Annotated in this window: 10 protein-coding genes and 1 pseudogene; 9 read left to right on the forward strand and 2 right to left on the reverse strand. The window is 37.3% G+C overall.

The features are described from left to right. The first annotated feature begins 18 nt into the window (after positions 1–18). A complete protein-coding gene (locus tag IQ215_RS14475; protein WP_277815525.1) occupies positions 19–147 on the forward strand; it encodes a hypothetical protein in 129 nt (42 codons plus the stop codon). A gap of 102 nt (positions 148–249) precedes the next feature. Beyond that, positions 250–2,636: pseudogene (locus tag IQ215_RS05315) on the forward strand (dynamin family protein). 35 nt (positions 2,637–2,671) lie between these two features. On the opposite strand, the gene IQ215_RS05320 reads toward IQ215_RS05315, so the two are convergent. Beyond that, positions 2,672–3,145, reverse strand: a complete 474-nt coding sequence (locus IQ215_RS05320; protein ID WP_193800276.1) for a hypothetical protein — start codon at positions 3,143–3,145, stop codon at positions 2,672–2,674. 103 nt (positions 3,146–3,248) lie between these two features. Between IQ215_RS05320 and folD the strand changes: the two genes are divergently transcribed. The 5 genes from folD to secG all read left to right on the forward strand — a co-directional run bounded on the left by folD (position 3,249) and on the right by secG (position 10,697). Further along, complete coding sequence (folD, locus tag IQ215_RS05325) at positions 3,249–4,112, forward strand: bifunctional methylenetetrahydrofolate dehydrogenase/methenyltetrahydrofolate cyclohydrolase FolD (RefSeq protein WP_193800277.1); 864 nt, start codon at positions 3,249–3,251, stop codon at positions 4,110–4,112. 959 nt (positions 4,113–5,071) lie between these two features. Further along, on the forward strand, positions 5,072–7,114 hold the full coding sequence (locus tag IQ215_RS05330; protein WP_193800278.1) for an Rne/Rng family ribonuclease: 2,043 nt from the start codon (positions 5,072–5,074) through the stop codon (positions 7,112–7,114). Next, the gene (locus IQ215_RS05335) at positions 7,115–7,738 is read left to right on the forward strand and encodes a ribonuclease HII (RefSeq protein WP_193800279.1); all 624 of its coding nucleotides are present in this window, start codon (positions 7,115–7,117) and stop codon (positions 7,736–7,738) included. It begins immediately after the preceding gene. A gap of 961 nt (positions 7,739–8,699) precedes the next feature. Then, positions 8,700–10,298 carry a 2,3-bisphosphoglycerate-independent phosphoglycerate mutase gene (gpmI, locus tag IQ215_RS05340; protein ID WP_193800280.1) on the forward strand — a complete coding sequence of 533 codons (1,599 nt, stop codon included), beginning with the start codon at positions 8,700–8,702 and terminating at the stop codon, positions 10,296–10,298. 168 nt (positions 10,299–10,466) lie between these two features. Next, positions 10,467–10,697 carry a preprotein translocase subunit SecG gene (secG, locus tag IQ215_RS05345; RefSeq protein ID WP_193800281.1) on the forward strand — a complete coding sequence of 77 codons (231 nt, stop codon included), beginning with the start codon at positions 10,467–10,469 and terminating at the stop codon, positions 10,695–10,697. A gap of 55 nt (positions 10,698–10,752) precedes the next feature. Here the strand turns inward: secG and IQ215_RS05350 are convergent, their stop codons facing one another. Then, positions 10,753–11,781 carry an AI-2E family transporter gene (locus IQ215_RS05350; RefSeq protein WP_193800282.1) on the reverse strand — a complete coding sequence of 343 codons (1,029 nt, stop codon included), beginning with the start codon at positions 11,779–11,781 and terminating at the stop codon, positions 10,753–10,755. A 239-nt stretch (positions 11,782–12,020) separates the two neighbouring features. On the opposite strand from IQ215_RS05350, the gene IQ215_RS05355 reads away from it, so the two are divergent. Then, on the forward strand, positions 12,021–12,209 hold the full coding sequence (locus tag IQ215_RS05355) for a hypothetical protein (RefSeq protein WP_193800283.1): 189 nt from the start codon (positions 12,021–12,023) through the stop codon (positions 12,207–12,209). 63 nt (positions 12,210–12,272) lie between these two features. Further along, positions 12,273–12,959 carry a hypothetical protein gene (locus IQ215_RS05360; RefSeq protein ID WP_241735260.1) on the forward strand — a complete coding sequence of 229 codons (687 nt, stop codon included), beginning with the start codon at positions 12,273–12,275 and terminating at the stop codon, positions 12,957–12,959. Positions 12,960–13,048 lie beyond the last annotated feature (89 nt).

Consider the following 13,048-nt stretch of genomic DNA (forward strand, 5'->3'; position numbering starts at 1 on the left):
CTATCTTAGTTTGTAGTCATGGCTTTAGCCATAAAAACCCCGTTAGGGGTTACTACGAGCTTTTTTGCGGAGGATATACAAAGGTTAGCACAACAAACCTTTATCCCTGAACATAAAGCCGTAGGTAATTTAGAAACTGCTAGTTAATTTTGCTCAGACAGAAAAAATAACAATAAATTAAGATTTTTTTACTCTTAAAAATAGTCATAATGTAGGAAAAGATACATCAAGAGGATTTTATTCCCAGTTATGCCTAGTATTCATCCCCAATGTCAAGATTTAGCCTCCCAAGTAAATCAAATCATTGAACTATTACAAAAAAATCCTGAACTAAGGGTACATCATGATACCTCATCCCTTGAAACTTCGCTACAAAAGGCGATCGCCCCTAAGTTTGAAATCGTATTCGCCGGGGCTTTTAGTGCGGGAAAATCCATGTTAATTAACGCCCTTCTCGAAAGAGAATTATTATATAGTGCTGAAGGACACGCCACAGGCACAGAATGCTATATTGAATATGCCCCCCCCAAGAAGAAAAGGTAATTTTAACCTTCCTTAGTGAAGCCCAAATCAGGAGTCAGGCTTCTATCCTTGCCCAAATTCTCAACATCGACTTAAAAGACATAAACATCAATCAAGCCCCCGTCATGGAAGAATTAAAAGGCATCTGTGATGATATTATCCGTCAGGAAGGAGGGCATAACAAATCAGAATTAGGAAAACAAGCTAACGCCCTACGGCTTCTATTATCAGGATTTGAAGCCAACCGAGACAAAATCCACACCATACAAAATGCTACCTATTCCATGGAGCAATTTAATTTTACCAATCTTAGTGAAGCTGCTAGTTATGCCCGACGGGGAAGAAACTCGGCAGTCTTAAAACGTCTTGACTACTACTGTTATCATCCCCTCCTCGAAGATGGTAACGTATTGGTGGATTTACCTGGTATCGATGCACCCATAAAAAAGGATGCTGACTTAGCTTATCGTAAAATTGAAGATCCTAACACCTCGGCCGTGGTGTGTGTCTTAAAACCAGCTTCTGCAGGGGATTTAACCCAAGCTGAAACGGATTTATTAGAAAGATTAAAGACTAATTCTGCCATTCGAGATCGAGTTTTTTATGTGTTTAATCGCATTGATCAAACTTGGTATAATGGACAGTTAAGACAGCGTTTAGATGGTTTAATAAACAGTGAATTTAATCATACTAATCATATTTATAAAACCAGTGGTTTATTAGGTTTTTATGGTAGTCAAATTAAACATACTTCCTTTGATAATCGTTTTGGTTTAGACACTATTTTTGCTGAAAGTATTAAGGGCGCTGGGGGTGAGGAAGAAACTCCTCAATTTATCAGTGAGTTTAATAATTATTGTGCTAATTCTGGCAAATTAACCCGTACTGATTTTAAAGTTTCTGTTCATGGTTATGAAAGCCCAAATTCCAACTATGAAAGAATTTTAAATGAATGGGGAACTCCTTTAATTGAACAGTTGATTATCGATAGCGGTATTAATATTTTTAAATTAGAAATTAGCCGTTATTTGAGAGAAGAAAAACAACCAGAATTATATAAAAATTTAGCTAATGATTTACAATCTATTTGTATGCCTTTAAAGGAATCTTATCATGATTTACAAAGGAATTTAGATAGTGAGCCTCAAGAAATTGAGGCAATGAAAAAGCAAAAGTTAGCAGATTTAAATAATCAGTTAAGGGCAATTGGTCATGAATATGAGCAGTATATTAATGAGCAGGTAAATTTGATTATTACCAATGAAAATAAGGCTTTTAATCAAGATTTTCAACGGTTACAAAATCGTTTTGTTAATTACCTTGATGAGTTGTTGAATAACTTCTCTGTAGCAGATACCTACAGTTTGGCGGTGAAGTCTCATCCTCGCAATCAAACAGCGCCCCTCATTGCGGTTTTGGTGGAAGCCCTTTATTACATCGCCAATGCTTTAGAGGATTTATTAAAGGATGGTTTAAAGGATTTGGTAGCTAATTTTATTCAAAATTTAACCTACGATGTTCGTCAACAGGATTGTTATCGTAATTTATATCGTTTATTGGGGGATGATGGGGGTATTGAAAAAGAGTTACAGGATTTAGAAACTAAGTTACTCTATGCGCTACAATCTGAAGCTAGTACAGAGTGCGATCGCTACGTAAGGGAAAGTCCTCAATTCTACAGCGAAGGTACATTTTCTATCTACCAATTTCGGGAAACCCTCAAACAAACTTCCCAAGCCTATGATTCTTCTGCTATGGTAGAATCTGAACCTGCTATCCGTCAACTATTACGCCTAGATTTTGAACCAAAAATAGATCGCACCATACGCCAAGTTTTTCGTCAAACCATCAATCAAACCATCAAAACCAATTTGATACCCATGGCAAAACAAATGGCAGATAGTATTTTACAAAAGTATGACATGGCAAGGGAAAATCTCAAACAAACCCTCGAACAGGAAGCAAAGGAAAAAATTGCCTATAATCAACAGTTAACCCAAGAGCTACAGTCTGATGCTATCATCTACAACCAGGCGGTTAATAATATCAATAGTTGCTTAGAGGCTATGGATATTAATGGTCATGATTTACCTTTAGTTAATATTATCGATTAATTAGGATTGGGAATGAGGAATTTATTTATTTAACCTTATTCCTCGTTGTCGGTTTCGGAGGTTGGATTTTCCTCCTCTGATTCCATGGTATCATCAGGGTTTATGTCCGCTTCGGTTTCATTTTCCGAAATATTACTATCCTCCTCAACTACTTCTCTGAGGTAAAAACTACTCATATCCTTTTCGTCGATGATAATTTCTTCTTCTTGAATGGTGACAGAAGTAACAATATTTTGTCCTACTTCGGGTTTATCGCCCGTTGTCGTCACCCAAATAGAGCCTGTATTATCTTTTATTTCATAAGCATAGCCATTAACCAAAGGAATTACTTGGGTTATTTCCCCCTCAACTTTGACTTGATTGTTACCCTCTAAAGCAAAAAATTCCACATCCTCAATGGAAATATTATTTTCCCCCGCAAATCCCCCATGGATTAAATATCCGCATCCTGTGGTTATAAGTGCGATCGCCATTAACATCGAACGCCAAGAGCCAAAAAATCGATTCATAACTAAATAATTACAATAAAATGACCATAAAGGAAAATATCCCTATATAATCATCAAAAGTTAAAGTTCAAGTATCATAATAACCCAGATAATTATTACTAACATGGTTGCTAAAATCTTAGACGGTAAAAGTTTAGCCCAAAAAATCCAAAATCAGCTACAAACCCAAATCAGTGAAAAAGTAGCCCAAGGAAAAAGAGCGCCCGGATTAGCAGTATTAATGGTAGGAGATAACCCAGCTAGTGCCGTTTATGTACGCAATAAAGAAAAATCCTGTCAAAAAATAGGTATGGAATCCTTTAGTCGTCATTTCCAGGCCAATGCTACCCAAGAGGATTTAGAAAGTGCGATCGCACAGTTAAACCAAGACGAGCGCGTAGATGGAATTTTAGTACAATTGCCCCTCCCTTCCCATCTCGACTCAGTGGGCTTATTACTAAAAATCCTTCCCGAAAAAGACGCCGATGGGCTTCACCCCTACAACCTCGGAAAATTAGTCAGACAAGAAAAAGGATTACGCAGTTGCACCCCCGCAGGAGTAATGGAAATCCTCAAAGAATATAACATCGACATCGCAGGAAAAAAAGCCGTCGTCGTTGGTAGAAGTATCCTTGTAGGAAAACCCCTCGCCCTCATGCTACTAGAAGAAAACGCCACCGTCACCATCGCCCATTCTCGCACCCCTAATCTTGCCGAAGTTACCAAAAACGCCGACATACTCGTTGCGGCAGTAGGGAAACCCGAAATGATTACCGCTGACATGGTAAAACCAGGCGCCGTAGTTATTGACGTAGGCATTAATCGCATCGAAACCGCCCAAGGCAAAGGAAAATTAGTCGGCGATGTTGACTACGAAGCCATCAAAGATATTGCCTCCTATATTACCCCAGTACCGGGGGGAGTAGGCCCGATGACAGTGGCAATGTTATTGCAAAATACCTACCTTAGTTATCTAGCTAACCAATAATAAACCTAAGGGAGAAAAGACAAGGATATACACCAAAAACACCCAAGGCAAATCGTAAAATCATGCCCCATTTCTCCCCAAAAAAATCATTAACTCAAACTTCCCTTTAATCAAAAAACTATTTTTTGATAGTAGAGATAGCTAAATTACCGAAAAATGGTAAAATTAGTTAAAATAATATAAAATCAATAGCAAACTTTAAAAAACTGTTAATAGTTCCCATAAAGTTTGTCCTATGACAATAAATCGTTTTCCATTGTCCCCAAAAAAAGATAAAACCTAATCGTAGGAATCTTTTTCTTCCCTCTCTACTACCAAAAACATTTCACCATCTGAATACTACAGTCTTAGCTCCACTAAATATTAAAGCCATTGAATATCACTCAGAAGATTTATATGTTTTATCTGATAGAAAGTTAATTTCAGTATTCTATGACAAAATTTTAGTTGTAGGGGTGAGTTATTGTTAAGGTAATTAAATTTATCTTAATTCAATCCCAAACGACAACGGAAAAATTAGATTTGATAAGACTGCAATAAAAAAAGTTAATCCAATCAAAATTGTTTAACTAATAAAACTAACTATTTTAGGTAGTCTAGGGATAATAAAAAAGGGATATTTTTGTAAAAAATTGCTATTACCATAGCGACTTAGATGGGGATATTTAAAAATAATTAATGGCTTTAGACTTATATGAACAAAAAGAAGTGATCTTGAAATATTAATCGATGAATACCATGTTATCAGTCACAATTAACACCAATTAAAGTTAACGAAAACGTCTTATAATAACAAAAAAATAAATCTATATGTGTTTTCACGAGTTATTATAGTGTCTGTTTTTCATAGTATTTATAGGTGTTGATAAAAAAATCATCAAGTTATTATTGATTTTTTAGTTTGTTTAAAAGTAATTTTTCATATTGATAAAGATTTTAAAATTTTCGAGGAATATTGAATGTCAAAACAAATAATAATTGCTGAAAAAAATCACATTGCGGCAGTTTTCGCAGAAGATCAAATTCAAGAGTTGGTAGTCGCCACAGGAAATCAACAAGTCGGAGACATTTATTTAGGAACAGTAGAAAATGTTATCTCAGGTATTGATGCCGCCTTTGTTAATATAGGAGACGCAGAAAAAAACGGATTTATCCACGTCACCGATTTAGGCCCTCTGAGATTAAGAAAAAATTCCGCCTCCATTACCGAACTATTAAGCCCCCATCAAAAAGTATTAGTTCAAGTGATGAAAGAGCCTACGGGCAACAAAGGACCTCGCTTAACAGGTAATATTAGTTTACCAGGTCGTTACCTCGTATTGATGCCCCATGGTAGAGGAGTAAGTTTATCTCGTCGTATCAAAAATGAAAATGAAAGGAATCGTCTCAGGGCTTTGTCTATCCTTTCTAAACCGGCGGGAATGGGTTTATTAGTGCGAACAGAAGCAGAAGGAAAAGCAGAAGAAACGATTATCGAAGATTTAGAATTTTTACAAAAACAGTGGGAAAAAATTAAATTAGAAGCAAACTCCGTTAAAGCCCCGGCCCTGTTAAACCGTGACGATGACTTTATCCAAAGGGTGTTGCGGGATATGTATAGTGATCAGGTTAATCGCATTGTGGTGGACTCCGAAAGCAGTGTTAAGCGGGTGAAAAAACAACTCAATGATTGGAGTGCTAACCGTCATCCCAGTGGGGTTGTCATTGAATGTCATCAAGGTTATAATTCCATTTTGGATTATTTCCGAGTCAATGCGGCCATCAAAGAAGCGCTTAAACCTCGGGTTGATTTACCATCGGGGGGTTATATTATCATTGAACCGACGGAAGCCTTGACGGTAATTGATGTTAACTCTGGTTCGTTTACTAATTCGGCAACTTCTCGGCAGACAGTTTCTTGGACAAACCGAGAAGCCGCCCTTGAAATTGCCCGACAACTTAAGTTACGTAATATCGGTGGGGTAATCATTATCGACTTTATTGATATGGATTCCCGTAAGGATAAGTTAGAGTTAATCCAAGATTTTGAGAAAGCCCTCAAGTCGGATAAGGCAGCGCCCCAAATCGCTCAGTTAACGGAGTTAGGGTTAGTGGAATTGACGAGAAAACGTCAGGGTAAAAATATTTATGAGTTGTTTGGGCAAACCTGTTCCCATTGTGGGGGCTTGGGGGTTATGGCTCATTTACCGGGCCATCAAGATATTGAGATGGTAACTAATTTTACTCAACCTGTTATTAATAAGGGGTTTGAAAAACCAACCATTGATGAAAAGCCCATTATTAATGTTAATAATGATTTGGTTATTAACACCGATGGGAAAGATGATGAGTCGGGCAATGGTAGTGGTGATAATAATGATAATAGTCGTCGTCGTCGTCGCCGTGATGGAGGTAAGGATGATGTTAATGAGAATCATAAGAATGGGGCTGACACGGATTCTCCGAAGCCTGAGCGTAAGGAGCGCAGTTATTTATCTCGCAGTGCTAGACGGGATGAGGCGAAGCTAGAAAAGGTTGTGGTGACGATGTCGGAGGCACAACAGGATATTTATGCGATGATGGGGGTTTCTCCTTTATTACATTTGGAGCGGGAAATTAAAGATCCTAAGTCGGTGCTGGTTTATGTGCAGTCTCCCGATGAGTCTGGGGGGGGAGATGATGATAATGGTTTGGCGAATGATAATAAAGCCGATGGGGATTCGGAGGTTATTTTTAGTTCCTCTTCGGTGGATGTGGATGATAATCATGGCAGTGTGGAGAAAGAAGATCAGAAAATGGAGGTTTCTTTACCTTTGAAGGTTGAGGAAAGTTATGAGGGTGAGTCGGAAATGCTTGATGATGATGATGATTTCACTATGGAGGAGAATGGAGATACGGAAACTACTGCTACTAAGGTAGTTGAACCTGAGACTATTGCGGAGGCTGTGGTTAAGGAGGCTTTAAGTGGCGATCGCCCCGTGGTGCGTACCCGTCGCCGTCGTCGTAAAAAAACAGAGGAATAGATGAAAGATGATACCTTTGCCCTAGATTCTCTTGCCCCTACTGCTTTGGTGGCGGGGGTTGATGAGGTGGGGCGAGGGTGTCTATTTGGGGAAGTGGTTGCGGTGGCGGTGGTGATGCCTGTCCACAAAGTTCACCTATTAACTGATTTGGGGGTGAAGGATAGTAAGAAGTTAAGCCCTAAAAAACGAGAAGGGTTAGTACCTAAAATTCAATCTTTGGTGACGGATTCTGCCATGGGGGTGGTGGATGTGGCGACTATCGACAAGGTTAATATTCTTCAGGCTTCCCTTTTGGCTATGTATGAGGCGATAATGACTTTAAAATCTATCCCTGAGCTTTGTTTGGTGGATGGGAATCAGTCTATTCCCCGTCTTGGTTTACCCCAGATTACTATGATACAGGGTGACGGGCGATCGCCCCTTATTGCGGCCGCTAGTATTTTGGCAAAGGTATGGCGTGACCAAAAAATGGTGGAGTATAGCCGACAATATCCCCATTATGACCTAGAAAATAATAAAGGTTATGGTACTAAAAAACACTTAAGGGCGATCGAGGAATATGGCATCACACCCCATCACCGTTCCTCCTTTGCTCCTGTTTCTCGACAATTAAAGTTATTTTAGTGATTAGAGTACCATAGTTGCCCTACCGTGTCATAAATTACATCTAGTTGGGAAAATTCATTATAAATAGATTGTATCTTCCCAGCCCCACCGTGTAATAAATTACACGGCTAACGGTAGTTCGTTCAATAAATTGAACTAAGATATATTTTGATTCAGGAATTCATCATAAACTATTATCACCTTTACTCCTCTACTCCCCATCACCCATACTCCCCATCACCTCTAACCTGCTTTACCATGGGTTACAAATTTGTTATCATGTGTGCCAGAAAAAGTTAATAAATTAAGCAAAACAAACCATTCAATTTATTTTTAATATAAAAAAAGAGATTTTTTATTATTGATAAATGGCCAAAATTATCTCACTCAAAAAGTTAGCTATTGTTAATAGTGATGAACGATAAAACTGTTTTTTTGAGAATATTTAGAATTAATCATTGTGTCAATAAACCATTACAGAGGTTTTAATGAAAGCAAAAAAAAGGGGGTTGAGAAAAATTAATAAACCATATTACGGTAATAAGAATCTTTTAAAAATTATATGTTTAGAGAAATAAAAAACTTAATACTAAATTAATAATCATCCAAAAACCTTACTATGATTAAATAAAAAATAATTTCAGAAAAATTAATAACCTTTCTACTACCTCCATTTAAAAATATAAAAAAAAGATTTTATATCTTATCTTTTCATTTATCAAGTCCTAACCTATAAACTTACTGATAATAATATTTAATAGATAACTTTTGAAAATATTATGATTATTGTTAACAATTAACTATTATGACCATGATTAAAAGAATAAAAATATTATCGATCATTCCCCAAAAAACAAGACAAGAGTTGTTAAGATTTTCGGATAACTCTTTACGGTTAATTGTTCACTGTTCACTCTTTCAATGTTATTATCAAATTGCAGCTAATTAGACAATTTGTAGAAGACTAGGAATAAATATTATGAGTCAGGCGGCAATTTCTCCAGTGGTGCTAGTAATATTAGATGGATGGGGTTTTCGTGAAGATGATCGAGCAAATGCGATCGCCCTTGCCAAAACTCCTATCATGGATACATTAATGGAAGTATATCCCCATACCCTTATCAATGCTTCAGGGAAGGCGGTGGGATTACCCCATGGACAGATGGGAAATTCAGAAGTAGGACATTTAAACATTGGGGCAGGTAGAGTTGTACCCCAAGAATTAGTAAGAATTTCCGATGCAGTAGAAGATGGCTCAATATTTAGTAACCCTGCCCTAGAATCAGTATGTCAAGATGTCATTACATCCAAAGGAAAATTACATTTAATGGGTTTATGTTCCGATGGTGGGGTACACTCCCACTTAGATCATTTAATTGGCTTATTAGATTTAGCTAAATTACAGGGCATTAGTGATGTATGTGTCCATGTAATTACCGATGGCAGAGATACTAACCCCACCGATGCCATTAACTATGTTAAAGCCATTCAAGAACATATCGACAAAATTGGTCTTGGTAAAATTGTAACTATCTGTGGTCGTTATTATGCCATGGATCGGGATCGTCGTTGGGATAGAACGAAAAAAGCCTATGATTTATATACCCAAGATGATCATATTATCGAAAAAAGTGCGATCGCCCTTATCGAAGAATCTTACCAACAAGACATCAACGACGAATTTATCGAACCCACTCGCCTCGCTAAAGGTTCAATTCAAGCAGGAGATGGAGTAATATTTTATAACTTCCGCCCCGATAGAGCCCGTCAACTATGCTACGCCCTCACCATGGAAGAATTTGACGGCTTCGAGAGAGAATTAGTAAAACCCCTTAGTTTCGCTACCTTTACCCAATATGATCCTAATTTACCCGTTAAAGTAGCCTTTGAACCCGAACAATTAACCAATCTTTTAGGGGAAGTCATTGCCAATGCAGGATTAAAACAATTTCGTACTTCTGAAACCGAAAAATATCCCCATGTCACCTATTTCTTTAACGGTGGATTAGAACAACCTTTCGAGGGAGAAGATAGGGAATTAGTACAAAGTCCGATGGTATCTACCTATGATAAAGCCCCCGCCATGTCTGCGGAAAAATTAACTCAGGTGGCTTGTAAAGCCATCACCAAGGGAGAATATGCCTTTGTGGTGTTAAACTATGCTAACCCTGATATGGTAGGACATACGGGAATGTTAGATAAGGCCGTAGAAGCCATTGAAGCGGTAGATAGATGTTTAGGAAAACTATTAGAAGCCATTAACCAAGTTAGTGGTACAGTGATAATTACCGCAGACCATGGTAATGCTGAATATATGAGCGATGAGGAAAATAATCCTTGGACTGCCCACACCACAAATAAAGTACCCTTTATTCTAGTAGAAGGGGAAAAACGTAAAATCCCTGGCCATGGCGGTGATGTAAATCTTCGGGAAGATGGAAAACTAGCTGATATTGCCCCCACCATCCTCGAAATCCTCCAATTAGCCCAACCTAACGAGATGACGGGGCGATCGATGATCCTCAAAGCAGAATATGATGTTAAAAAAAGTCGTACCCCTGTCAGTATTTCTGTTTAAAATCAACAATCTTAGTTCAATTCATTGAACATTCAGCATTAGCCGTGTAATAAATTACACGGTGGGGCAACTGCCAATATACAATCTACTTATAATGCTTTTTTTCCATCCCATAATCAGCCATAATAGAAAAGGCATCCATACTAAAATTATCAATATATTAACTTCATGACAGCTTATCAACTCGTACAAATCGTTTGGGCAGTATCAGCCCTCTTATTAATAGTAGTAGTATTACTCCATTCCCCCAAAGGAGACGGTTTAGGTGGTATCGGTGGACAAGCTCAATTATTCACCAGCGTAAAAACCGCAGAAGCTACCCTGAATCGTATTACCTGGGCCTTAAGCATCACCTTTGTAGCCCTAACCATTGTCTTAAGTGCAGGTTGGTTAAGCTAAAATCTGAAGGTGGGCAATGCCCACCAACTTTGAAAATAAATAACCCTTCTCATCATTATTCCGTTTCACCACCCCACTTATCCAAAATATCCTTAAACAAAACTTCCTCCACCCAAGTTTTAACTACCACCGTCAAAGGAAGGGCTAATAATAAGCCAATTACCCCAAAGGATTGGGCAAAAAATATTTGAGCAAACAAAGTCACCGCAGGTAACAAAGAAACTTTATCAGCCATCACCTTAGGAGTTAACCAATAACTTTCTATATTTTGAATCATAAAATACCAAATCAAAATTGCCACAATTTTCCAAGGAGAATCAAGAAGGGCAATCATTACGGGGAAAACAACGCTAATAGTGGGGCCAATATTGGGAATAAAGTTTAAAAGTCCTGCTAAAAGGGCATGGACTAACACCAATTTTACTTGAAATATCAATAAACCAACACCGCTTAAAGTACCAATAAATAAACAATTAATTAAAATTCCACTTAGCCAACCAACAATCGCACCTTCACTTTTATCAAAAATTTCCGAGGCACGACGACGATAAAAAGAAGGGAAAAGTTTTAGACAATAATGACGATAACGAGAAGGATTAAGTAAAAAAACCACCGTTAAAAATAAGACAAATCCTATCTGTAAAGCAACCGCTACCACATTAGAAAAAACTACCAAAAAATTATTGAATAAGTTACTACCCAAGGAAGAATAACTACTGATAATATCATTGAAGCTAGGTACAGCAAAATTACCTTCCACATAATTACTATAAAAATTTTCCAAACTTGGATTAATCTCTTCCCATACCCTCGGTAAAGTATTGATTAATAATTGAAACTGTTCAATGAAAGGGGGTAAAATAACTATTACTAAAATATTGAGAATAATTACCGAAATTACGCTAATAGCCAACGTTGCATATTTACGACTAACATTGAAATCTAAAAAAACCCTAACTAAACGATTGAGGGCTACGGCAAATATCATCGCCATAAAAATTAGTAACATTAGTTGTTGAATTTTCCACAACACATAAAGGGAAATTAAAAAAACTAGAAAACCGATGGATTGTCCAAAATTCATAAAGTTATTTATTGCAATATAAATTGTGATAATCTGTTAATTCTTTTTAGAAAACCAATATTTTTTATTTTTTACCCTAACAATATTTTCTTAGTCTCATTATATTTTTTGTTTTATCATTCCGTATCATAAAAATTTAGCTAAATTGATTTATTCAACTACCTTGATGAAGAAAAAAGAAAAAAGTATTTTATAGTAAAATCATTGTAGAGCTTTATGGTCTTAAAAATATTATTAATATGAATAACCAACCTAATCATAATCCCTTCATCCTCGAATTGGGCATTAGCCTTTTAACCCCCCCCATCCTTTTGGGCTTAACCATTAGTCGTGAGGTGGGTGAAATGATGGATAACCTCGGCAGCGCTAGTGAAGAAATCTTCCGAGGGCAACATCTACCCATACTCAAAACTAAACCAAAAACTTAATTAACATCTCCGTCCAAAGTGTGATAACTTTTTGACAGATTATTTTTTACGGAAAAACTTACCATGGCTTCTCATCATCACGATTCCGAGAAAAAAACCACTTCTTCCCCCGACACCCACAAGAAGCGCTATAAAATTTTAGTAGGTAATGGGTGTCATCAGGCGATCGCCGAGGTTTATGGTATATTAGTACCCCCTGCCGAAGAAAATAGTTGTCATAGCCTTATTTTGCCCGATGGCTACACCCTCGAAGCAACCTTCAAAGATGCTCGACTCAAGTGGTTAGCCCACAACAAACAACAAGTATTAGGGGCGCACTGGTTTCGGGGTTACCCTAAAATGAAAGATGATAAATTAGTCGGCTTTCAAATAGTCGCTTGGGATATGGATATGCCCACCAACCCCAAAGGGTGGGAAACATGGGAATTTATCGGCATTTGGACAGTGCAAAAAAATCTCACCGTACAACGTTCCATGGGTTTAAAGGAAATTCGTGAACAGGCTAAGGAAACAGGGTTTATTAAAAAATTTAAATACACCTTTAATAATACCTATGATTGGTTAAAAAGCAAAAAATTGTGGACAGGATATGTCTATAAAATACTTTGTCGTCGAGAAAAAGATACCCTTAAAATACAAAAAGTAATACCCTACGCTTGTCCCCGAGTAAAACCCGTACCAAGAAATAAAACCCATAACCAGAATACATCACCCCAAGGAAAATCCCCTAAAACTCTCAAAGAAACATAATGTAACATCCCTAATAACTTTTTCGGTATCTCACATTCTCAAATAAATAACTATCATAGAGGATAATTACTAAGGGCGAATAATATTAT

The sequence above is a fragment of the Cyanobacterium stanieri LEGE 03274 genome (genome assembly GCF_015207825.1).
In the GTDB taxonomy this organism is placed as follows: domain Bacteria; phylum Cyanobacteriota; class Cyanobacteriia; order Cyanobacteriales; family Cyanobacteriaceae; genus Cyanobacterium; species Cyanobacterium stanieri_B.

Bases quoted from the DNA above. Each gene is read 5' to 3' on its own strand.
- IQ215_RS14475 (WP_277815525.1), top strand. From the start codon at position 19: ATGGCTTTAGCCATAAAAACCCCGTTAGGGGTTACTACGAGCTTTTTT.
- IQ215_RS05320 (WP_193800276.1), bottom strand. From the start codon at position 3,145: ATGAATCGATTTTTTGGCTCTTGGCGTTCGATGTTAATGGCGATCGCA.
- folD (WP_193800277.1), top strand. From the start codon at position 3,249: ATGGTTGCTAAAATCTTAGACGGTAAAAGTTTAGCCCAAAAAATCCAA.
- IQ215_RS05330 (WP_193800278.1), top strand. From the start codon at position 5,072: ATGTCAAAACAAATAATAATTGCTGAAAAAAATCACATTGCGGCAGTT.
- IQ215_RS05335 (WP_193800279.1), top strand. From the start codon at position 7,115: ATGAAAGATGATACCTTTGCCCTAGATTCTCTTGCCCCTACTGCTTTG.
- gpmI (WP_193800280.1), top strand. From the start codon at position 8,700: ATGAGTCAGGCGGCAATTTCTCCAGTGGTGCTAGTAATATTAGATGGA.
- secG (WP_193800281.1), top strand. From the start codon at position 10,467: ATGACAGCTTATCAACTCGTACAAATCGTTTGGGCAGTATCAGCCCTC.
- IQ215_RS05350 (WP_193800282.1), bottom strand. From the start codon at position 11,781: ATGAATTTTGGACAATCCATCGGTTTTCTAGTTTTTTTAATTTCCCTT.
- IQ215_RS05355 (WP_193800283.1), top strand. From the start codon at position 12,021: ATGAATAACCAACCTAATCATAATCCCTTCATCCTCGAATTGGGCATT.
- IQ215_RS05360 (WP_241735260.1), top strand. From the start codon at position 12,273: ATGGCTTCTCATCATCACGATTCCGAGAAAAAAACCACTTCTTCCCCC.